Annotated in this window: 20 protein-coding genes; 9 read left to right on the top strand and 11 right to left on the bottom strand. The window is 56.3% G+C overall.

Features of this window, described 5'->3' with window-relative positions; genetic code table 11:
* Positions 1-318: 318 nt before the first annotated feature.
* Together GOV87_RS18985 and GOV87_RS18980 are read right to left on the bottom strand one after the other, a co-directional pair.
* Positions 319-522, bottom strand: a complete 204-nt coding sequence (locus GOV87_RS18985) for a hypothetical protein (protein WP_058283652.1) — start codon at positions 520-522, stop codon at positions 319-321.
* Positions 523-758: 236 nt separating this feature from the next.
* On the bottom strand, positions 759-1,526 hold the full coding sequence (locus GOV87_RS18980; RefSeq protein ID WP_371813543.1) for a helix-turn-helix transcriptional regulator: 768 nt from the start codon (positions 1,524-1,526) through the stop codon (positions 759-761).
* Between the two features lie 153 nt (positions 1,527-1,679).
* Here GOV87_RS18980 and GOV87_RS18975 point away from each other — a divergent pair, with 153 nt between their 5' ends.
* The 6 genes from GOV87_RS18975 to GOV87_RS18950 all read left to right on the top strand — a co-directional run bounded on the left by GOV87_RS18975 (position 1,680) and on the right by GOV87_RS18950 (position 8,070).
* On the top strand, positions 1,680-2,780 hold the full coding sequence (locus tag GOV87_RS18975; protein WP_254447418.1) for an ABC transporter ATP-binding protein: 1,101 nt from the start codon (positions 1,680-1,682) through the stop codon (positions 2,778-2,780).
* Between the two features lie 34 nt (positions 2,781-2,814).
* On the top strand, positions 2,815-3,978 hold the full coding sequence (locus GOV87_RS18970) for a PotD/PotF family extracellular solute-binding protein (protein ID WP_171125426.1): 1,164 nt from the start codon (positions 2,815-2,817) through the stop codon (positions 3,976-3,978).
* A 38-nt stretch (positions 3,979-4,016) separates the two neighbouring features.
* Positions 4,017-4,868, top strand: a complete 852-nt coding sequence (locus GOV87_RS18965) for an ABC transporter permease (protein WP_171212815.1) — start codon at positions 4,017-4,019, stop codon at positions 4,866-4,868.
* Positions 4,869-4,875: 7 nt separating this feature from the next.
* The gene (locus tag GOV87_RS18960) at positions 4,876-5,697 is read left to right on the top strand and encodes an ABC transporter permease (protein ID WP_171127112.1); all 822 of its coding nucleotides are present in this window, start codon (positions 4,876-4,878) and stop codon (positions 5,695-5,697) included.
* Between the two features lie 17 nt (positions 5,698-5,714).
* The gene (locus GOV87_RS18955) at positions 5,715-6,473 is read left to right on the top strand and encodes an SDR family NAD(P)-dependent oxidoreductase (RefSeq protein WP_171212814.1); all 759 of its coding nucleotides are present in this window, start codon (positions 5,715-5,717) and stop codon (positions 6,471-6,473) included.
* 598 nt (positions 6,474-7,071) lie between these two features.
* Complete coding sequence (locus GOV87_RS18950; RefSeq protein WP_171127061.1) at positions 7,072-8,070, top strand: LacI family DNA-binding transcriptional regulator; 999 nt, start codon at positions 7,072-7,074, stop codon at positions 8,068-8,070.
* Here the strand turns inward: GOV87_RS18950 and GOV87_RS18945 are convergent, their stop codons facing one another.
* Complete coding sequence (locus tag GOV87_RS18945; RefSeq protein ID WP_171212813.1) at positions 8,071-9,204, bottom strand: Gfo/Idh/MocA family protein; 1,134 nt, start codon at positions 9,202-9,204, stop codon at positions 8,071-8,073.
* A 40-nt stretch (positions 9,205-9,244) separates the two neighbouring features.
* Positions 9,245-10,348, bottom strand: coding sequence for a Gfo/Idh/MocA family protein (locus GOV87_RS18940; protein ID WP_171212812.1), 1,104 nt, complete (start codon positions 10,346-10,348; stop codon positions 9,245-9,247).
* Between the two features lie 115 nt (positions 10,349-10,463).
* On the opposite strand from GOV87_RS18940, the gene iolC reads away from it, so the two are divergent.
* Genes iolC through GOV87_RS18925 form a run of 3 tightly spaced genes read left to right on the top strand, consistent with a single transcriptional unit; the run spans position 10,464 to position 13,126 of the window.
* Positions 10,464-11,444 (top strand): 5-dehydro-2-deoxygluconokinase, encoded by a 981-nt coding sequence (iolC, locus tag GOV87_RS18935; protein WP_171212811.1) that lies wholly within the window; start codon positions 10,464-10,466, stop codon positions 11,442-11,444.
* Between the two features lie 9 nt (positions 11,445-11,453).
* Entirely contained in the window at positions 11,454-12,290 is an 837-nt protein-coding gene (locus GOV87_RS18930) for a 5-deoxy-glucuronate isomerase (RefSeq protein ID WP_171125442.1), read from the top strand.
* Entirely contained in the window at positions 12,287-13,126 is an 840-nt protein-coding gene (locus tag GOV87_RS18925; protein ID WP_171212810.1) for a class II fructose-bisphosphate aldolase, read from the top strand. The genes GOV87_RS18930 and GOV87_RS18925 overlap by 4 nt, the downstream gene beginning before the upstream one ends.
* 24 nt (positions 13,127-13,150) lie before the next feature.
* Here GOV87_RS18925 and iolB read toward each other — a convergent pair whose 3' ends face one another.
* The 7 genes from iolB to GOV87_RS18890 all read right to left on the bottom strand — a co-directional run bounded on the left by iolB (position 13,151) and on the right by GOV87_RS18890 (position 21,017).
* Complete coding sequence (iolB, locus tag GOV87_RS18920; RefSeq protein WP_171212809.1) at positions 13,151-13,957, bottom strand: 5-deoxy-glucuronate isomerase; 807 nt, start codon at positions 13,955-13,957, stop codon at positions 13,151-13,153.
* 47 nt (positions 13,958-14,004) lie between these two features.
* On the bottom strand, positions 14,005-15,186 hold the full coding sequence (locus tag GOV87_RS18915; RefSeq protein WP_171212808.1) for a phytanoyl-CoA dioxygenase family protein: 1,182 nt from the start codon (positions 15,184-15,186) through the stop codon (positions 14,005-14,007).
* A gap of 50 nt (positions 15,187-15,236) precedes the next feature.
* Positions 15,237-16,136 (bottom strand): myo-inosose-2 dehydratase, encoded by a 900-nt coding sequence (gene iolE, locus GOV87_RS18910; RefSeq protein ID WP_171212807.1) that lies wholly within the window; start codon positions 16,134-16,136, stop codon positions 15,237-15,239.
* Complete coding sequence (gene iolD, locus GOV87_RS18905; protein ID WP_171212806.1) at positions 16,133-17,965, bottom strand: 3D-(3,5/4)-trihydroxycyclohexane-1,2-dione acylhydrolase (decyclizing); 1,833 nt, start codon at positions 17,963-17,965, stop codon at positions 16,133-16,135. Before iolD ends, iolE begins: the two co-directional genes overlap by 4 nt.
* Positions 17,966-18,049: 84 nt before the next feature.
* The gene (locus tag GOV87_RS18900) at positions 18,050-18,868 is read right to left on the bottom strand and encodes an ATP-binding cassette domain-containing protein (RefSeq protein ID WP_170466954.1); all 819 of its coding nucleotides are present in this window, start codon (positions 18,866-18,868) and stop codon (positions 18,050-18,052) included.
* A 1-nt stretch (position 18,869) separates the two neighbouring features.
* A complete protein-coding gene (locus GOV87_RS18895; protein ID WP_171212805.1) occupies positions 18,870-19,994 on the bottom strand; it encodes an ABC transporter permease in 1,125 nt (374 codons plus the stop codon).
* An 81-nt stretch (positions 19,995-20,075) separates the two neighbouring features.
* The gene (locus GOV87_RS18890) at positions 20,076-21,017 is read right to left on the bottom strand and encodes a sugar ABC transporter substrate-binding protein (RefSeq protein ID WP_170427125.1); all 942 of its coding nucleotides are present in this window, start codon (positions 21,015-21,017) and stop codon (positions 20,076-20,078) included.
* Between the last annotated feature and the right edge of the window lie 9 nt (positions 21,018-21,026).

Genomic DNA, 21,026 nt, shown 5'->3' with positions numbered 1-21,026 from the left:
CTCTGTTCAGCTCATCACTTTCTGCGTCAGCAACACGTTGTTTTTCAACAGAATCGGCTTGGAACGGACATTCGCTGCACTCGGCTTGAATGACTGCTATGCGGACAAAGCGGTCTGTGGTTCTCCAATCAAATCGGCCGACCTTGGGTTTACAGTGCACAGTTGTGGAGAGTGAGAACGACTACTTGTCTTCACTTCCGGAAGCATAGTGTCTCAATTGGCACCCTTATTGCATGCTAAGCAGGACGTTATGGCTCACGGGCGTCCAGATACTCTTGGGTTAAGCCCTTTTGAGTGTCAGATGGTATCGTCCCAAAATTAGGTTGTTGGTTGTTCAGGTGCGTCACCCAGAGCCAGCAGCAAAAGAATAGCCAAAAGGGGTGATCCAACCAGACCGATCAGGAACCAGATCAAACCAGACCGGTTGCGCCGCCCTGCCATCGTGATCGGCAGGATATAAAGCCAGATCACGACAACCAGCAAGATGAGCATAAAAATCAACTGGATAACTGGTGCGTCCATGAAATTTTGCCTTTCGTATCTTGACGCCATTTTTAAAACGGCTGATCCGGTAAGATAGACAATGGCCCGAAAGCGTTTTCGGGTATTAATTTAGCTCGACATGGGTCCCGGACGTCCCAACCCTCTCCCTTTGGGTTCCTTGGCTATCAGACAGTGCCGTCCAAATGGTTGGTGCTTTCCAGGTCACAAGGTAGCAAGGTCGGCAAAACGGATAAAGTGGGTGTTTAAGGAAACTTTTAAAGCGCCTTTTCAATGAACTTTGAAAAAAGCTCACCCTGCGAGTTGATCCTAAGTTTCGCGTAAATGTTGCGTCTGTGGATGCGGACTGTGCCTGGAGAGATGCCGAGAATTGTGCCAACAGCTTCTGCCGAATGGCCCTTCAATGTGAACTCAACGACTTCTCGTTCTCGTGGCGTCAGAACGCCATCGCCAAATGCCTGGAATGCTAGATCGACGCGACGACTAACGCCATTCGCGGCGGCGCCGCGGGCCATCGTTGGAAAGTCACTCCAATGTTTGCAACAGGCTGCCCGAACGAGCGGCCATAGAGCGTGCAAATGACGAATTTCCTTGGCGGAAAAAGGCTTCTCTGCTCGCATGAGCGAGACCACAACCATCCCAGTGCTCGGGATATCGATAAAGTAGCCAATCTCCTCCGCTAACCCAGTCCTTTTGTAATAGCTGCGATAGTATTCGCCCTGATAGAACCTGTCCGGTGCGATTTCGCGCATGCGGTACAGACCCGGTGTAATTGGTTTTGTCGCGGCCAAAAAAAATGGATCAAGTACGTAGGGCCCGGCTTGGTAATCCTCAACAAAAATACGCCGTTTGCTTTTAGGGAAATCGTCGTGAAGGTCTATTGGTGCTTCGGTTCCGACATGGCCAAACACCACCGTAAAATCGAATGGTGCGACCTGCCGTAAGCCATCTGCCAAAGCACATGGAAATTCTGGGGTTCCGATCTTCTCCACGACCCTGCCGGCCTCTTCCATCCAATCGTACACACGCCGCTCCAGATTTTCGAAAAGCACCTCTATACCCCAATTGTGGTATATACAGTTATTCCGAGTTATTGTTACTTTTTCCTTGTTTGAGTGGTATGCTAACAAATGCCAAAAAATCAAGCAAAAGGAAAACGGCAGTATATGAGCTTTGACATGAGCGTCACCATGCAGACGATTGCGGAACTCCGAGGAGTGACCAAGACCTTCGGGAATGTGGTCGCCGCCAAAGACCTGAATCTTTCCATTGGGAAAGGAGAGTTCCTGTCGTTCTTAGGCCCATCTGGTTGCGGCAAAACCACTGCGCTTAGAATGTTGGCAGGTTTCGAGAAGCCAACCGAAGGTCAGGTTTTGCTCGATGGAGAAGTCGTCAACGACTTGGATGCGCACCATCGCCCAGTCAACATGGTGTTTCAGCACTATGCTCTTTTTCCTCACCTAAGCGTGTTCGACAACATTGCGTACGGCCTCCGCCAACAACGACCACGCGTAGACAAACAAACAATCACGACAAAGGTTGAGCAAGCGCTGGAAACTGTCCGTCTTGGTGGGTTTGGCCCACGTCGCATCTGGGAGATGTCTGGTGGTCAGCAGCAACGCGTCGCTTTGGCGCGTGCGATCGTAAACGAGCCCAAGCTTTTGCTGCTTGATGAACCAATGGCTGCTCTGGATCGAAAGCTTCGAAAAGAAATGCAGTTTGAACTGCAGAACCTGCAACGACAACTGGGAATAACTTTTGTCCTCGTCACGCACGACCAAGAAGAAGCGCTTTCAATGTCCGACCGAATTTGTGTGATGGAAGGCGGCAGTATTGTGCAGGTTGGCAGCCCACGCGAACTCTATGACATGCCCCGCAGCCGCTACGTGGCTGGATTTGTAGGCACCTCAAATTTCTTTGATGCAACTGTGACTGACTCAGCAGCCGACCAAATCACCGTGCGTTTAGCGAGTGGCCAAAGGGTGCACGGAACTCCGGAGATTCCAATAGATGCAGGGCAGGAAGTGTGCGTTAGTATCCGCCCAGAACAGATCACGCTGACCCGCGCGCTACCCGCAGCTGAAATCGCTCTGCCAGTTACCATTCAAAATCGGATCTTCCTTGGGGAGCACACAGAATACCTTGCGCGCAACGAAGCACTGGGTGATTTCCACGTACTTGTGCCAAGGCAAGCGGAATTGAACGAGGGGACGTTCAATGCAGGAGAGCAAGCCTTTGTTTCATGGGGCGAAGGCGCACTGCTGATCCTGGAAAAATAACAAATCCCGCAATCCAACAACAGAGAGGTTCACAATGACCAAGGATAATGGGACTATTTCCAAGCAAAAGTTCATGGAAGAGCTTCGCCGGTACCAAAAGGGTTCGGTTACACGGCGACATTTCTTAGGCGTGACAGGTCTTGGGATGGCAACGGCCGTTCTGGGCACGGCCATGCCTGGGTTGCGTCCACGCCCGGCATTTGCTGCCGGTGACATTGGCGACCGAGTGATCCTCGCCACGTGGCCGAACTATCATGACGAGATGAACTTCGAAGCCTTCACGGAAGCCACTGGCGCCCATGTTCAGGTCAATGTTTTTGGCTCGAACGAAGAGATGTTGGCAAAACTACAGGCTGGAGGGTCTGGCTGGGACGTTTTCGTTCCAACTAACTACACGATCACTACGTATGTGGGTGAAGATCTGATCATCCCGCTCGATACGTCCAAACTGCCAAACTACGACGCAGGTTCATTCGAACAGCGCTTTTCGGATGCCGGTTCTGTCGATGGCCAGCTTTACGCGGTGCCAAAAAACTGGGGCACAACTGGCTTTGCAGTGAATACCAGCAAGCTTGACGGCGCTCCGACTCCGACCACATGGAAAGAGTTCTGGGACCTGACTATGGCGGGTTACTCAGGCCGGACAATGGTGCATGATTACCAACTCACCACCATCGGTAATGCCCTGAAATACTTCGGCTACTCCTTCAACTCGGTCGATGAGAAGGAACTGGCGGATGCCGAGAAATTGTTGCTGGATGCCAAACCACATCTGTTTGCAATCTCGTCGGATTATCAGCCACCGATGCGTAACGGTGACGCCTGGATGACGATGTGCTGGACAGGTGACGGTAAGCAGATGAATGTCGACATGCCTGAAATCGCCTACGTTCTGGGAACTGAGGGCGGTGAACTCTGGTCCGACTACTACGCTATTCCTAAGGGTGCACCCCATATGGATGCCGCTTATGCCTTGATCGACTTCCTGCTGAACCCGGAAGTTAATGCGAAGGAAGTCCTCGCTCATGGCTATCCATCGGCTGATGCTCGCACCAATGCGTTGCTGCCGAAGGAACTGCTGGAAGATCCGATCCTTTATCCGGCAGCTGACCTTCTGAATGCGCTCGAGTTCGGCGCAGCGGCTACGCTGACCGATCCAAACCGTGCCGAGTTGCTCGCCCGCTTCAAGTCGGCCTAAGCGGCAAGGCCGCCAATATCGGAAAAGACGAGGACAATATGACCGAACGAGGCAGAAAAGCACTGTTGCTGGCTCCAGCAGGAATATGGCTTTTGGTAATGCTTGCCCTTCCTCTGCTGGTCGTCTTCGTCTTTTCCTTTGGCGAACGGGGTGCCGCCGGAGGCTACGTACCAGCGTTTACGTTGGAACAATATGCCAACCTTCCTGCGCGATGGACGGCGTTTAAGAACACTTTGATCCTTGCACCTCTGGGAACCATCGCTGCGTTGGTAATTGCCTACCCGCTCACCTACTTTCTTGCGGTGCGTTGTTCACCAAAGTGGAGAACTTCACTGTTGATTCTGGTGATCGTGCCGTTCTGGACATCGATCCTGATCCGGTCATACGCTTGGATTTTCATCCTTGGGGGGCGTGGCTTGCCCGCTTTACTGGAGACGATCGGCATCGACGATGTGCGCCTGATAAATACGCCATTCGCTGTACTTGTGGGAATTGTCTATGGTTATCTACCTCTGATGGTTTTCCCGATTTTTGTAAGCTTGGACAAACTGGATAAACGCCTTCTGGAAGCATCGGCTGATCTCGGCTCTACCCCATGGCGTACGTTCCGTCAGGTGACACTTCCTTTGTCGGTACCTGGTATCGCAACTGGCTGCATGCTGGTCTTCATCTTGCTGATGGGCGAGTTTCTGATCCCAGCGATCTTGGGCGGTGGAAAGGTCTTTTTCGTCGGAAATGCGCTGGTGGACCTGTTCCTGCAGTCTCGGAACTGGGCGTACGGATCGGCGGTCGCAATGACTCTGGTTGTCGTGATGCTTGTCACTGTCTCAATTTACATGAAATTCATCTCGCGCCTGGGTGGCCAGCGCGAAGATGTCTCGCTGATGTGAGGGTCCGATGCGCTTATACGCGATTTGCGTCTACCTTTTTCTCTATATTCCAATCGGCATCATCGCGCTTTTCAGCTTTAATGCCGGACGACACGCAAGCCAGTTCATGGGGTTCTCGACCCAATGGTATGGTAAAGCGCTTAACAACCCATTTGTTATGGACGCGCTCGAGACCAGTCTGCTTGCGGCATTCATAACTGCTTGCCTCGCATCCACTCTCGGAACCATGGCGGCCATCGCTTTACAAGGGGTTACGGGATGGCTCCGAACTTTGTTTGATGCGATGATTTATATTGCGATAATGATACCTGGTATCGTCATCGGCATCGCGACACTCATTGCCCTCGTCACCGTATTCGGTTGGCTAAACCCGCTTCTTGCAAGCCTATGGCCCGATGGAGCAAATCCCCCGCAACTTTCCATGGGGATGCCCACGCTTGTCGCCGCACACACCATGTTCACAATGGCGCTGGTCATAATCATCGTACGTGCAAGGCTATCGGGTATGGACCGCGCGCTCATGGAAGCTTCGGCTGACCTCTTTGCGACGCCCTGGGGCACCTTTCGACAGGTGACCCTGCCGTTGATAGCACCGGCAATTTTGGCTGGCTTCCTGCTTAGCTTCACTTTCTCATTTGATGATTTCATCATCGCGTTCTTCGTAGCTGGCTCAGAAACAACCCTGCCAATCTACATATTCTCATCCATCCGGCGCGGCGTAACGCCCGAGATCAATGCCATCGGCACTATGGTTATGGGCGCGTCGCTCTTGTTGCTCGTTGCAGCGCAGCTGCTTTTGCGCCGAGGCGCCTCAAAATCGAATAATTAATAAAGGAGCCAAATGACATGCGGCTTGCAGGTAAGGTCGCGCTCGTGACGGGCGCGGGATCAGGAATTGGTCGGGCGGGTTCAATGGCAATGGCACAAGAGGGTGCGCATGTTGTGGTAACCGATCGCGATGCAACACTTGCTGAAGCCACTGTGGCCGCGATCGTTGCACAGGGAAATCAAGCATCTGCCATACAGCTTGATGTGACCGACGACGATGCCCTTACCAGAACCATAGACGAAGCAGTTAAAAACTTCGGTTGTCTTGACGTGTTGCACTCTCACGCTGGGTTGCAGATCGAAGGAACGCTGGAAGAAGTGGAACCAGATGGAATGGATGCTTCTTGGGCATTGAATGTCCGCGCTCACTTCATTGCCGCGCGTGCAGCCGTCCCCCATATGAAATCACAAGGTGGAGGCAGCGTGATCGTCACGGCCTCCAATTCTGGGGTTCAATATGACCGGGGTATGATCGCCTATGCGACTACAAAGCACGCTGCTGTTGCGATGGTCCGGCAGATGGCAGCCGACTACGCTGTCCATGCAATCCGTTTCAATGCCCTATGTCCAGGGTTTGTAGACACCCCTTTCAATGCAGGCTTCGAAAAGCAGATGGGTGGCCGGGCCAAACTGGAAAGCTACATCGAGCAGGCGATCCCCATGAGTCGATGGGCGACAGTTGAAGAGATTGGCCATGGGATCGTCTATTTAGCTTCAGATGAATCCGCTTTTATGACGGGGCAAGCCCTGGTTATCGATGGCGGTGAATGCATTTAGTGATGGTTTAGACCGCTCAAGAGAATGTCTATCGCCGCAATTCATTTTGGCGAGCACACTTCAGTCCGCTTTGGGCTCGGTGCGGTCATTCGATGCGGATCATACAAAAGCCCGCTTAGATCTAACGTAGATTTGCAGCACATTTTTTGTGGGACGGTATCTAAACGCACTTTGTAACCAGTTGCCACCATACCCCCATCAGCGGGTAGCGACCGCTGCGCCTCCGCTGCAAACGCTACTGCATTTTCTGAATTACAGGGTTTAATTTGGGGCAAAACACACTTGCAGCGTTGCAGGACCTTATCGACTGTGTGAGTGTCAAGCTACTGGCAACGCAAGACATCTTTCAAAAGGATGGTGGCGGCGGCAGTGGAATACAACACCTTGATGTACGAGCGGGTTGGGATAGATCGCTTCGTTTGCAGCAAAGATGTCGGGAGTTCGAGTCTCTCATCACCCACCAGTCTCCCAATGAACAACGGTACCCAGCGTCTTTGCGCCAACGCATTGCAACCGATTGCAAGTCCGATGCAATAGTGCATAGTGCTTTCACCATGAATTCACGAGTTAGCCTTACCCTGAACCGAGGGTGCCAATCATGGCTGTGACCCTAAAGGACGTGGCCGCATTGGCCGGTGTTTCGCGGTCCGCCGTTTCCAGAACATTCACTGAAGGTGCGTCCGTTTCCGCCAAGACACGCAGCAAGGTTGAAAAGGCCGCGAAAGAGCTGGGGTACAGCCCAAATGCGCTGGCCTCCTCGCTCACGACTGGGCGCACTAAACTGATCGGCTTGATTTCCAATAACTTTCACAACCCGATCTTCCTTGAAGTGTTCGACCAGTTCACGCGTGCTTTGCAGGAACGAGGTCTGCGCCCCCTCATCGTGAATTTGACCGATGAAACGGAACCGGCCAATTCGGTCCGGATGCTGCGGCAATATTCGGTCGATGCCGCGATCGTTGCTTCGTCCACTTTGCCTCCCAGTTTTGCCAAGGCCTTTCACGACGCCGGAGTTCCCGTCGTCCACACATTTGGGCGCTCGGCGACCTCACCCGAGGTGCATGTGGTTGGGATCGACAACGTCGAATGCGGTCGTATGGCTGCCCGCGAACTGCGCGCGCGCGGCTACAAGCGGATCGGATATCTGGGCGGACCCAAAGATGCGACCTCGGCGATGGACCGATTTCGCGGCTTCATGGAAGAGGTCGAGAGACACCCTGTTCTGGAAGTATCTCACTCGTTCGCAGGCGCATATTCATTTGAGGCCGGACGTGAGGAGATGCTGAGGCTGTTGAAGGATGATCCGGCAGAAGGGTACTTCTGCGGTGATGACATTCTGTCCATCGGCGCCCTGTCCGCATTGTCGGATCATGGCCTGAAGCCCGGCAAGGACGTCGGAATAATCGGCTTGAACGACATGGAGATGTCCCGATGGGAAAGCGTGAACCTGACGACGATTCACCAGCCGATCAAACAAATCATCACATCGTCGGTCGATCTGGTCGAAGAGATGCTGAAAGACCCACAGCGCTATCCCGAGGCGCGGATTTTTCCCTGTCGTTTGATCGAGCGGGGCACTCTGCGGCCCCGCCTCTGATCAACGGAATATCGGCGGGCGGGCGTCCGTCCAGGCTCCGTCTGCCTTGGACGAGGCGACCGCGGCATGGACCGCCGCAATGGAACGAACCCCATCGGACGGCGTGGGCAGACTGTCCCGGACCTTTCCCACAATCGCGTCGGCCAAATCGCAATAGATATTTGCAACCGCCAGAGGGAACCCTTCAGGATGCGCGATAGCGACCCGGGACAGGCGCTGCGCTTCGTCATGCAACCCGCCTTCGCCTTTTTCGATGATCTGCGTTCGGCCACCCACCGGGGTATAGATCAACTGATTGGGCTGCTCGGACGCCCAGCGAAGGCCGCCGATTTCACCAAACACCTGAATGTCAAAGCCATGCTGGCGGCCGATAGCCACTGACGAAGTCCACAACCGTCCAACCGCGCCGCCTTCGGTGCGGAAGTTGACCATCGCGTCATCTTCCAGTTCGCGGCTTGAGATTGTCGATGCCATGTCGGCGGACAGGCTTTTGACTTCGTCATCACTGATAAAGCTCGCCATGTGCAGCGCGTGAATACCGCAATCGGCGAACTGTCCCGACACGCCCGCCATGGCGGGATCGTAGCGCCAACGGACACGAGGATTATCCGCATCGGTGGCGTCGCCGTGATGGCCGTGGCTGAAATTGGTCACGACCAGTCGGACTTTACCGATATCCCCTGCTCGCACCATTGCTCGGGCCTGTCGGACCATCGGATAAGCGGAATAGCAGTAGTTCACCGCGCAAATCTTGCCTGAGGTTTCTGCCACGCGAACGATCTCTTCCCCCTCTTCTACCGTCATGGTCATGGGTTTTTCGCACAGGACGTTGAACCCGGCTTCAAGAAACGCCTTTGTGATTTCGAAATGGGTCGAATTCGGCGTGGCGATCGTCACCAGATCAATTCGGTCCGCCCGGTCCTTTTCACCCAACAGCATTTCTTGCCAGTCGCCATAGGCACGATCCGCAGCGACGCCTAGCCTTTGGGCGTATTCACGACCGGCATCGGGCCGATGATCCAGCGCGCCAGCGGTGAATTCGAACATCCCGTCGGCCAGTGCGCCCAAACGGTGCGCAGGTCCGATCTGGCTGCCTTCGCCACCACCAATCATTCCCCATTTCAGCTTTGCCATGGTTCTTGTCTCTCTTTGGTGCTTTCGTTGTATTCAGCGCTCAGAAGTCGCCGATTTGTTTCCATTGCCGCTGCTCGGATGATGCCAAAGCCGCGGCCAGAACGCGGTTGACCTCATGCCCGTCGCGGAACGTTGGCCAAATAGCTTTTCCGGTATGAATTGCCTCGAGGAAATCCTTGGCCTCGATGATGATCTGGTCCTGATACCCGGTTCCATGTCCGGGGCCTTGACAGAACGGCTCATAGTCCGGATGGGCGGGGCCTGTCAGGATCTTGGTAAAGCCTCTTTCCGCCTCAGGCCCTTCTCGACGATAGAGCCACAGGGCATTCTGATCCTCCTGATCGAACCGGATAGCTCCTTTTGTACCTGATATTTCATAGGCATAGCCCATCTTGCGGCCCGTAGAAATCCGACTGACGTAAATATTCCCCATCGCACCATTTGCGAAACGACACATGATCTGAGCGTGGTCATCATTTGTCACAGGACCGCCAGGACGCTCGTGGTGAACGGTTTCGACCTCGGCCATAACCTCGATAATCGGCCCGATCAGGGCCATAGCGCCGTTGACCATATGCGGGGCCAAATCGCCGATTGTTCCGTTGGCCATTCCGGTCGTGCGCCACGTCGCCGGAGCCTCGGGATCGGCATAAAAATCCTCGGTATGCTCGCCGCGGAACCAGGTGATGTCCCCCAGTTCTCCCTGCGCAATCAACTGGCGCGCGAACTGAGTTGCCGGGGTCCGGACATAGTTGAACCCGACCATGTTAGTGACACCTGCTGCCTCAGCCGCTACGACCATGGCTTGACCATCTTCCAGCGACGAGCCGAGTGGTTTTTCACACAGAACCGGCTTGCCCAATGCGAACGCCGCCTCGGCAATCTGACGATGCGTCGTTTGCGGCGAGGCAATCACGACGGCCTCGACCGCCGGGTCATTGACCAGCGTGCGCCAATCCTCGGTCGACCGTCGGAAACCATAGGCTGTACGATACCGCTCGGCGCTTTCCGGGCTGGACGCGCAAATCATCTCAAGACGCGGTCGAAGCGCAGTGTTGAACACTGCGCCGACGGCAGACATCGCGACCGAATGAGCCTTGCCCATATAGCCGCCACCAACGATTCCAATTCCGATTTCAGGCATCCGTCACGGCTCCGAACAATGTATTTGCAACCGGTTGCAAAATCAGTATCGTGTGAATCGATTCAACGCAAGGACCAACGATCCTCGCCAGCCCCTTTTTGCCGGAGGTAACGACGTGAACGCTTTGATAGACGGTATCAAAGGAAACCGGTTTGCGGTCTTTGGCCGTGCTGGCATGGACCTTTATGCCGATCCTGTTGGCGTCAAAAGCGAAGACGCGAACACGTTTCACGCGGATCTGGGCGGGTCATCGGCGAACATCTGTGCCGGGCTGGTCAAACTGGGCAGCCAGGCGTCGCTGATCACTTCTGTCTCAGATGATGCCGTGGGCCGGTTCTGTTTGAACAAGCTGGCGCATTACGGCGTCGATACGTCCTACATCCGGGTCGTAGGTGGCGAATACCGCATGTCGCTGGCCGTCTACGAAAGCCGGATCGAGAATTTTCAGAATGTCATCTACCGAAACGGTGCCGTCGACTTTCAGGTGACCGAAGATGATATGGATGAGGTCGACTACGGTAAGTTCTCGGCGGTGATCTCTGCCGGAACGGTGTTCGCCTCGGAACCTTCGCGCAGCGCCACGTTTCGCGCGTTCGACAATGCTCGCAAGGCAGATTTGCCGGTCATTTTCGACATTGACTACCGCCCGTATAGCTGGCCATCCCCGGAGGTCGCCGCTGAGGTTCTATCGCGCGCAGGTGAAGCCAGCGACCTGATCGTCGGTAATGACGAAGAGTTCGGGTTCATGGCCGGAGGCATCGACAAGGGCTTGGACAAGGCAAAGGAACTGGCCGCAAAACCGGGCCGGATCGTCATTTACAAGATGGGCGAAAAAGGCGCAGTCACATTTGCTGACGGGCAAGAAATCGAAACTGGCATCTATCCGGTTACGGCCGTGAAACCCAATGGCGCAGGTGACAGCTTTATGGCTGGCCTGTTGGCCTCAATTGCAGCAGGCAGCGAGCTGAAAGAAGCCGTTATGCGCGGCTCGGCCTGTGCATCAATCGTCGTATCAAAACCCGGGTGTGCCCCGGCTATGCCAACATCGCCGGAACTGGACGCGTTTCTCGCCTCTCACCCCGGCCTTACGACATAGGAGACTTCCATGCATATCGCGCCCTATGACAATCAGAACAAACCCATCGTTGACGCCGATGACCCTACTGTACCGCTGAATTACTTTAACATCGTCAAACTGAGAAACGGCGAGGCGTTCGAGTATCAGGTGCCGGGCTATGAGACCTGCATCGTTCCAGCCACCGGCAGTGTCGACGTTGACGTTGAGGGCGTACAATTCGCCAAGCTGGGCAACCGGGGCGAAGACGTTTGGGACGGTGAGCCGGAAGGCGTTTACGTTCCTGTCGGCGCCAAGGTCCAACTGGTCTGCGTGTCGGACGAGACGGAAGTGTTCGTTGCAGGAGCCAAATACGACAAGGTGCTGGACCCTTTCGACGTGCGCGAACATGACTTGGTTCAATACGGCAGCGACGACACTAAAACTCATCGCAAGATCAAGCACATCCTCGGCCAGAAACAGCACGACAAGGTTGGTCGTCTACTGGTCAGTGAACTCTTCACCGTTGGCCAAGGCGGCTGGTCCGGCTTCCCCAGCCATAAGCACGACACCAATCGTCTGCCGGACGAGACCCGGCACGACGAGACATACAACTTCCGCTTCAAACCCAACTGGGGCTCGGGCCTGCAAATGTTGCAACGCGAGGACAACGAGCCGGGTGACGCCTATCACATCGTCGACGGCTCAACGATCTGCATCGACAAGGGCTACCACCCCTGCTGCGTGCTGCCCGGGTACGAGATGTATTATTTCACCATTCTCGGCGGTCTGACACAGCGTTCTCTGGTCCAGTTTTTTCAACCCACCCATGCCTATCAGATCGAAACGATCCCGGGCATCAAAGACATGATTGCCAAGTTCAAATGACACTGGCCACCCTGAAAGACGTTCTGATCCCGGCGTATGAACAAGGTTATGCTGTGGGTGGCCTTGTCACCCTTGGGTGGGAAGACATGCGCGCCTATGTGGCCGCAGCTGAAGCTGAAAACGCACCGGTGATCCTGCAGGCGGGCCCAAGCTGCCGCGAGCATACTCCGCTGCCCATTCTGGGTAAGATGTTCCGCCACCTGGCCGAGAACGCCTCGGTCCCGGTCGTGGCACATCTGGATCATGGTTACACGTTCGAGGAGTGCAAGATCGCGTTGGACAGCGGGTTCACCTCGCTGATGTTCGACGGCTCGCGCAAGCCCCTGCAACAGAATATCGACGAAACCGCCGCAATAGCCGAGATGGCGCATGCGGCCGGTATATCTTGTGAGGGCGAGATCGGGTTCGTGGGCTATTCCGGTGGCGAAGGGTCGAACGGCACAGACCCGGTCGAGGCCGCAAATTTCGCCCGCGAAAGTGGTGTGGACGCGATGGCAATCTCGGTCGGCAACGTCCACCTGCAGCAAAACAAAGAGGGCGGGTTGGACGAAGAGCGCATTGCGGAAATCGACGCCGCGACCGAGGTGCCTTTGGTCATTCACGGCGGCTCAGGCGTGCCGGTCGAACAGCGCAGCCGGTTGGCGCGAGAAACGTCGATCTGCAAGTTCAACATCGGAACAGAGCTACGTATGGCATTCGGCCACGCCTTGCGCGAGGCGATTAATCGCGACCCGGAACGGTTCGATCGCGTGACGATTCTGAAAGAAACCCATGACCCGGTCGAGGCCGCAGCGAGAATGGTGATCCGCGCCTTCGGAGCCCCGCCGCAAAGGTAAAGCCCGGGGCGGGGTTGGTACAGATTATCCGTCCCGCTTCATGATCCATTCGACCTCAGGGGCCGGGACGAACCGCCATTTCCGCAGCGGTCCCGCCATGACGTTCAGATAGTACATCTCGAACCCATAAGGCGCGCCGCAGGGATGATGGCCGCGCGGGACGGTCACAACATCCCCGTCCGAAACGGCCATGGTTTCATCCAACTGACCGTCATCGGTATAGACCCGCTGAATGCCAAAACCGTTGGCCGGATTCAGTCGGTGGTAATAGGTCTCTTCCAGATAGGTGATACGTGGATAGTCGTCCTCGTCATGGCGGTGGCTGGGGTAAGACGACCAGTGGCCGTTGGGTGTGAAAACTTCGGTCACCAGCAGACTGTCGGCGTAATCCTCGGTCTCCATCGCGATGTTGTTGATATAGCGCGTATTCACGCCCTTTCCCCGTTCCGTCAGGGTGATACCGTCCGGCCCGATCCGGCGCGCTTCGTGACCACCTTTGCCTGGCGCGGAACACGCAGCGATTACGCAATCGGTTTCAGCCACAGCCGCCCAATCAGTACCATTCGGAAGGTACAGGCTATGCGGCGGCGTCTTCTCGAACACGTTCATCCGATCGCCCAGTACACCCCAATCCTGCCCTGCCCCAGTAATGCTGGCCTTGCCCTCAACCATGACCAGAATGACCTCACGATCGCCGGTTGCCTCGCTGACCCTATCCCCTGCCCGCAGATGGTAAAGACCAAACCCGACATAGCGCCACCCGGCACTGGCCGGAGTTATGTCATGCACTTTTCCTCTGCGCCCAAAGGGCTTTTTCAGCAGGTCCGACATGTGTTCTCTCCGTATTAGGCGGGCTTGACGGGCCCGCCTGTAGTTCCTCAGGCAGCTTGCCTTGTTTGTAGGGCCGAGAACGCCTCGGCCAGTTGTCCTTCGCTCCATCCTTCGGCCACCGCACGACGTAGAATATCGGCCTGACTTTCCGGAGCGTTGCAATTGATTGGTGGATCTGTGTCCAGATTGGTCGGGAATGGATAGCCCTCTGCCGTGGCTGCAATAGTAGCGTCCAGCGCGCGACCACTCAGTTCACCACGTTGTTTCAAGGCGACAAGCGAGGGGAACACCGCCTCGGACATGGATCGCCGATCGATGGCCTCCATCGCGCGCCCAAAAGCGGATGAGATTTGCAACAGGTTGGCCATCCGGTCGATATCCGCACTGCGGTTTTCGCCCGCCGCGTGAAACAGCGCGGGGTTGAAGAAAACGGCATCTCCCTTGTCCAGCGGCAACTGAATGCAGGTTTCCTCAAAATGGGTCCGGTGGCTCTCGTCGTGGAACGCAAGGTAGCCCGGCGGATACAACTGGGAAAAGGGCAACAGCTTGGTTGGCCCGCTTTCCACCGGCATATCGCAATGGGCGACCGCGCCCTGCAATGTCAGCGATGCCGTGACCAGATGAGCGTGCGCGGGATAATTCGCTGCTCTTTCCGCGCTCTGAAACCCCAGGTGGTAGTCCCTATGCGCCTGTTGTGCCTTGCCGCCCGGACGCACCTGATTGATCTGAGCGGTAACCTGAAAATTTGGTCCCAACCACGCCTCGCACGCCGCCGCAATCGCCGTATTCCCGAAATAGAGCGCAAAACCTTCAGGGTCGCGCAGGCACTGTTTTTGCAGCGCGTTCCAGATCCGGTCATTCGCGCCAGAGGCGGCGAAGTGATCACCTTCGCCAGCTCCGCTTTGACGTTCCTCTACGATGATCTGGCGGAAAACATCGCTGGCACGGTCGATGACGGATGTATCAGCGAACGCTCCTTTCAGAGCGATCACTCCGGCCGATTTACCCAAAACATAGCCCCACTCGGCCAACAGAGCTTTGCGCTTGCCTGCGTTCTCCAGCTCCGGGCGCAATGCGTGCATGTCGTAGATCGGAACATTCTTTTTAATCGAGGCGGCATGGGGCACCGCCTCGGCTGCCAGACTCTGCGAGGTCAACACCTTGAATTCATCCAGATCACAGGATTCACGGTCGAAGTAACCAACAAAACCCAGTTCCTGATTTACCATGAGACATCTCCCTTTTTCATGGCTTCGGTGTCGCACCGCGGGGCCGATCGTTACGCTTGGACCTCCAATCCTGCTTTCGCGCAGACCTCGAGAATATGCTCGTAGCCCTTCTTAGAGTATTCGTAGGGCGGTGCCTTGGCCGGGTCTTGCTCGGCCTCGACCACGATCCAGCCGTCGTAGTCCATGGATTTCAAAGCGTTCGCCACCGCCTGAAAATCGATGCACCCGTCACCCGGGACAGTGAACGCACCGGCAACAACGGCATCCAGAAAACTGCGGTCGTTTTCACGCACATCCTGAACAACCGTTGGACGGATGTCCTTAAAATGAACATGATGGACCCGGTCCCCCCAACGGTTCAAGGTCGCCATGACATCGCCACCGCCGAACAACAGGTGGCCAGTGTCAAAGCACAGTTTTACCTCAGGTCCTGATCCTTCCATCAGCCAGTTCACGTCATCCTCGGTCTCGATGATCGTGCCCATGTGGTGGTGGTAGGCCATCGGCATCCCCTGATCGCCCATCCATTTGGCCAGTTCGGTGATCTTGTCGGCATAGACCAGAACCTCGTCCTTGGACAGTTTGGGTCGGTTATTGACCGGGGTCTCAGCCTGCCCCTGAACGGTGTTCGAACACTCGGCATAGACGATGCATGGGCTATTCAGGGCAACAAACTGCTCAACCTGTTCGCGCACCGCTTCGCGCTCTGTCGCGAAATCGTTGACCAGCGACGCGCCCGAGCACCACCCGCCGCACAGCGCGATGTTATTGCCTTCGAGATAGGCGCGTAACCCTTCGGTATCACTGGGCATACGCTGGCCGCGTTCGACACCGACATAACCGATCTCACGCGCTTCCTTCAGTGCTTGCTCCATCGTGTAAGCCGCCGTCAGGTCCGGCAAATCATCATTCTGCCAGGCGATCGGAGAAATCCCGATTTTCACACTCATTTCGTGTTTCTTTCCTTAATCGCCAGCTCATAGGCTGCGCGTTTTTCGTTCACTTCGGGGCGGATGCTGACTTCCGGAACTGCCACTTCCCACCACGTACCGCCGTATTCGGTCGAGGGGTACGGATCAGTGTCGATGACAACCACATAGGGCCCTTTGACATCGCCCCGTTTGGCAAGCGCGCCTTCCAGTTCAGCAACCGAGCTAACCTTGACGGATGTCGCCCCCATCGCCGCTGCGTGGGCCGCGAAATCAATGGCCGAGGGGTTCTCATGCACTGCATGGTCCAGAAGGTTGTTAAACTCGGCTCCGCCAGTGCCCATCTGAAGACGGTTGATGCAGCCAAAGCCACGGTTGTCGGTAATGACTACGGTGAACGAGACACCCATCATCGCCGCCGTCGCCATTTCCGAATTCGCCATCATGTAGGTGCCGTCGCCGGTAAAGCAGATCACATCGCGATCCGGTTGAGCCATTTTAATTCCCATTGCGCCGGCAATCTCATAGCCCATGCAGCTAAAGCCGTACTCCATGTGATAGGCACCAGGGCGCGGCGCTTTCCAGAGTTTGTGGAGTTCCCCCGGCATGGTTCCCGCCGCGCACATGACAACTGTATCGTCATGTGACGCCCGCTGAACCGCGCCAACAACCTGCATATCTGTTGGAAGCGCGTTTCCGTCGCCCGGCGCGTCAGTCAGCTTGTCGACCTTGCCGTACCATTCGGCCTTCAGCGAGGCCGTCACAGGATCGGCGCGGTATCCCTGCAATGCTGCGCCCAATTCCTCCAGCCCAACACGCGCGTCCGATTGCAACGGCATAGCGCCGTGTTTTTCCGCGTCATAGGCAGCCGTATTCAGGCAGATCATCTCGCGTTCCGGATTGGAAAACAGGCCCCAAGACCCGGTGGTGAAGTCTTGCAGGCGAGAGCCAACGGCCAGCACAAGATCCGCCTCGGCGCAGATCGAATTGGCCGGTTCGCCACCGGTCACGCCTACAGGTCCAAGGTTCAACGGGTGATCCCATGCCAAGGCGGACTTACCAGCCTGCGTTTCCGTAATCGGGATGTTGTGCGTTTCCACGAAACTCTGCAGCGCATCCGTCGCGCCCGAATAGTGCACCCCACCCCCTGCGACGATGACCGGACGTTTGGCCACCTTGATGGCCGCGACAGCGCGGGCCAGTTCGCCTTCATCCGGACGGATGCGGCGCTGATACCAGACACGCGGTTCAAAGAAGCTTTCCGGATAATCGTACGCCTCGGCCTGAACGTCCTGACAGAAAGCCAAAGTCGCCGGCCCACATTCAGCTGGGTCCGTCATCGTGCGGAACGCGCGCGGCAACGCGGTCAGCAAGTGTTCCGGCCGTGAGATGCGATCAAAGTACCGGCTGACTGGTTTGAAGCAATCATTGGCGCTGACCGTACCGTCGCCAAAACTCTCGATTTGTTGCAGCACAGGATCGGGACCTCGTGTCGCGAAGACATCGCCGGGAATGATCAGAATCGGCAACCGGTTCACATGGGCCAGCGCGGCCGCCGTCACCATATTGGTTGCACCCGGCCCGATGGACGAGGTTACAGCCATGGCCCTCGTACGTCGCATTTGCTTGGCATAGGCGATGGCACAATGCGCCATGGTTTGTTCATTGTGGCCGCGATAGGTCGGCAGCCTGTCCTTTACGGCATGCAACGCCTCACCCAGCCCGGCCACATTGCCGTGACCAAAAATAGCCCAGACACCTGCTATGAATGGCTCTCCGGCCTCATTCATCTGCGCGCCCAGATAGCGGACCAAAGCTTGCGCTGCGGTCAGTCTGATTGTCTTGCCCATTGTGATCCCTTTCAACTTAAGGCCACCCCGGCCAGTCGGTTGAATTCCAATTTCTCAAATATGTACAGTCCAAGCGGGAACGCGTCAGACCGTGCCGCCCAAAGACCCTTCCAGCTCGGCCAGCTCCTGACCACCTGCCATCAGGTCCTGCAGTTCCTCGGGTGAAATTTCGCCCCGTTTCGCGGTGCCCAGCGTCTGGCCCCTGTTCAACACGGTAAAGCGATCGCCGACGGCCAGAGCGTGACGCACGTTGTGGCTGATGAAAACCACACCCACACCCTGACTGCGCACCTTGTCGATGGTCGCCAGAACATTGGACGTCTGGCGCACGCCCAACGCCGAAGTTGGTTCGTCCAGGATCAGGATCTTTGCGCCGAAATGCACCGCACGAGCAATTGCAACTGTCTGACGCTCACCACCGGACAAAGTACCTACAGCCTGGTCCGGCCCACGCAGGTTGATGCCCATCTTGCGCATCTCTTCCATGGTGATTTCATCGGCCAGCTTCTTGTCGAAGAAGTTGATCCCGGCGACTTTGCGCGTGGGTTCGTTGCCCATGAAGAAATTCCGACTGACACTCATCAGCGGGATCATCGCCAGGTGCTGGTGTACCGTCGCGATCCCGGCTGCAATGGCGTCACGCGGGTCTTCGAAATGCATGGGCTTATCTTCGAAGAAGATCTCACCTGCTGTTGGTTTGTGGACTCCGGACATGGTCTTGATGAAGGTCGATTTGCCCGCACCATTGTCGCCCAGCAGACAGTGACACTCCCCAGGTTTCAGATCAAAGCTGACACCGGCAAGGGCGATCACAGAGCCAAAGTGTTTCTGAATGTCTACCATCCGAATGATTGGTTTCTGGTCCTGGGCGTCGCCGTGATGGAATTTGGTATCTTCGGTCATCTCAGCGTTCTCCCGTGATGATGCGACGGATGTAGGTGTTCAGGATTACGGCGCCCAGCAGGATCACGCCAAGGAACACCCGGAACAGCGAGCTTTCGACCCCTGCAAAGAACAACCCCTGCTGAACCACACCAAAGATCAGCGCCCCGAGAGCCGCACCCAGAACCGAGCCATAGCCGCCGGTCAGCAACGCGCCACCGATCACCACCGCGATAATGGCCTCGAACTCTTTGAGCAGGCCCCGGTCCGCACCGGCCGAGCCGAACTCCATCACCTGACAGGTCGCAAAGACGGTCGCACAGAAGGCGGTGAACATGAACATCAACACCTTGACCCGGTTCACAGGAACACCCGAGTTCCTTGCGGCCTCGGCGTCTCCGCCCGAGGCAAAGATCCAGTTTCCGAACTTGGTTTTGGTCAGCAGCACATGGCCAAAGATGATGATCACCAGTGCCCAAATCAGCAGCATCGGAATACCGTCGACCACAGGCTGACCTTGACGCGTGCCGCGTTCAAAGGTTTCGATCAGGCCGTTGTCACCGAGCCAGACGAAAAAGCCCTGACCAACTTTGCCGCCGAACACCGACGCCAGCCAATCGCCCTCGGCCACGTCGCGGATACCGCCGATGATGGTTTTCCGCTCGATGGTCTGAGGCAGGTAGATGGTGAAGCCGCGCAGAATGAATAGGAATGCCAACGTCACGATAAAACTGGGCAGGCCGGTACGCACGACAATGTACCCGTTGACCGCCCCGATCGATACGCAAAGCGCGAAGGTTACAATAATGGCCATCCAGACCGGCCAGCTGAGCGTGACGGAAAAGATCGCGATCATCATGCCTGCAAAGCCGATCATCGAACCAACGGACAAATCAAATTCGCCCGCGATCATCAACAAACACGCACCTACGGCAATGATCATGAACTGCGCAGAGACCACGGACCAGTTCATCACGCCCTGAGCGGTGAACATGCCGCTATCAAAGGCGAACAGCAGGAAAAACGTGAACACTGCCACCGTGCCGACCATGCCACCCAATTCCGGGCGGATCAGGGCTCGGCGCAGGGGTGAGATCTCTTTGATCCGCTCGTCGCCGCCGCTTACGGTTTGCGCTGACTCAGCCATTGTTGCCTCCTTCGCGCTTCGTTCTGAATGCTTGAATAAGGGGGTGCGGACACACATCCGGCGTCCGCACAGTTCTAAAGATCAGCGGTATTCGCCCGCGAATTCTTCGATCTTTTCCAACCCGTCTGCGGTCACGAAACCGGGACCCGAGTTGATGTTGTTGCCCGGCAGAACGCCGTAACGGTGGTAGTTAGCCATCACGACAACCGGCAGGTAAGCCTGCAGGAAGGGCTGCTGGTCGATGCCCCACTGGATCACACCGCTTTTGATGCCTTTGACGATCTCGCCACCTAAGTCAAAGGTGCCAAAGTAGATGTCGCCGGCCATGCCGTTTTCTTCCAGCGCCAGAATGGTCGGGTCCGCCGAGGTCGGGCCAAGCGTCAGAACTGCTTCTGTTTCAGGGTTGGCCGACAGATACGCCAGAACACGATTCTTAATCTCGGCCGGGTCCTGACCCGCGTCGATCATCTGCTCGCCCAACTCGATACCCAGACCGTCGGCAAAGCCCTGGCAACGTTCCTGGCTGGACGGCTGCACGATGTAATGGTTCACACACAGGAAGGATCCGATGCCATCGTCTTTGGCCCGTTGGCCTGCAGCAAAACCGGCGTCATATTCAGGCTGGCCAACATACATCAGCGCGCCAACTTCACGCGCCTTTTCCGGTGTCCCGGTGTTCATGATGATGACGTCGATGCCAGAATCCACGGCCGCCTTGATCGGGCCTTCCAGAATGTCCGGGTCAGCCAGGGTAGTGATGATGCCGTTTGGTCCCGATGCTGCGGCCTGATCAATGATCCGCGCCATGTCTGCAAGGTCACCGGTCGGCGGGTTGCGGTATTCAACCTCAACGCCCATTTGCTCGCCCGCCAAGGCGATGCCGTTTTTGATGGTGTTCCACCAGCTGTCACTGTCCGGGGCGTGGCTGATCAGAATGTACTTCTCGCCCTCCGCTGCCGCGCCTGTGGCACCGGCGAATGCGACGGCGCTGGCCATCAGAACCCCTTTTACGAACGTTTTCATTTCCATTCC

Source organism: Ruegeria sp. HKCCA5426 (genome assembly GCF_013034585.1).
Classification (GTDB): Bacteria; Pseudomonadota; Alphaproteobacteria; order Rhodobacterales; family Rhodobacteraceae; genus Ruegeria.
This window is presented reverse-complemented; position numbering and strand designations above follow the sequence as displayed.

What these genes read in the sequence shown, in the direction of transcription:
- GOV87_RS18985 (WP_058283652.1), bottom strand. Translation starts at nt 522, where the DNA reads ATGGACGCACCAGTTATCCAGTTGATTTTTATGCTCATCTTGCTGGTT.
- GOV87_RS18975 (WP_254447418.1), top strand. Translation starts at nt 1,680, where the DNA reads ATGAGCGTCACCATGCAGACGATTGCGGAACTCCGAGGAGTGACCAAG.
- GOV87_RS18970 (WP_171125426.1), top strand. Translation starts at nt 2,815, where the DNA reads ATGACCAAGGATAATGGGACTATTTCCAAGCAAAAGTTCATGGAAGAG.
- GOV87_RS18965 (WP_171212815.1), top strand. Translation starts at nt 4,017, where the DNA reads ATGACCGAACGAGGCAGAAAAGCACTGTTGCTGGCTCCAGCAGGAATA.
- GOV87_RS18960 (WP_171127112.1), top strand. Translation starts at nt 4,876, where the DNA reads ATGCGCTTATACGCGATTTGCGTCTACCTTTTTCTCTATATTCCAATC.
- GOV87_RS18955 (WP_171212814.1), top strand. Translation starts at nt 5,715, where the DNA reads ATGCGGCTTGCAGGTAAGGTCGCGCTCGTGACGGGCGCGGGATCAGGA.
- GOV87_RS18950 (WP_171127061.1), top strand. Translation starts at nt 7,072, where the DNA reads ATGGCTGTGACCCTAAAGGACGTGGCCGCATTGGCCGGTGTTTCGCGG.
- GOV87_RS18945 (WP_171212813.1), bottom strand. Translation starts at nt 9,204, where the DNA reads ATGGCAAAGCTGAAATGGGGAATGATTGGTGGTGGCGAAGGCAGCCAG.
- GOV87_RS18940 (WP_171212812.1), bottom strand. Translation starts at nt 10,348, where the DNA reads ATGCCTGAAATCGGAATTGGAATCGTTGGTGGCGGCTATATGGGCAAG.
- GOV87_RS18930 (WP_171125442.1), top strand. Translation starts at nt 11,454, where the DNA reads ATGCATATCGCGCCCTATGACAATCAGAACAAACCCATCGTTGACGCC.
- GOV87_RS18925 (WP_171212810.1), top strand. Translation starts at nt 12,287, where the DNA reads ATGACACTGGCCACCCTGAAAGACGTTCTGATCCCGGCGTATGAACAA.
- iolB (WP_171212809.1), bottom strand. Translation starts at nt 13,957, where the DNA reads ATGTCGGACCTGCTGAAAAAGCCCTTTGGGCGCAGAGGAAAAGTGCAT.
- GOV87_RS18915 (WP_171212808.1), bottom strand. Translation starts at nt 15,186, where the DNA reads ATGGTAAATCAGGAACTGGGTTTTGTTGGTTACTTCGACCGTGAATCC.
- iolE (WP_171212807.1), bottom strand. Translation starts at nt 16,136, where the DNA reads ATGAGTGTGAAAATCGGGATTTCTCCGATCGCCTGGCAGAATGATGAT.
- iolD (WP_171212806.1), bottom strand. Translation starts at nt 17,965, where the DNA reads ATGGGCAAGACAATCAGACTGACCGCAGCGCAAGCTTTGGTCCGCTAT.
- GOV87_RS18900 (WP_170466954.1), bottom strand. Translation starts at nt 18,868, where the DNA reads ATGACCGAAGATACCAAATTCCATCACGGCGACGCCCAGGACCAGAAA.
- GOV87_RS18895 (WP_171212805.1), bottom strand. Translation starts at nt 19,994, where the DNA reads ATGGCTGAGTCAGCGCAAACCGTAAGCGGCGGCGACGAGCGGATCAAA.
- GOV87_RS18890 (WP_170427125.1), bottom strand. Translation starts at nt 21,017, where the DNA reads ATGAAAACGTTCGTAAAAGGGGTTCTGATGGCCAGCGCCGTCGCATTC.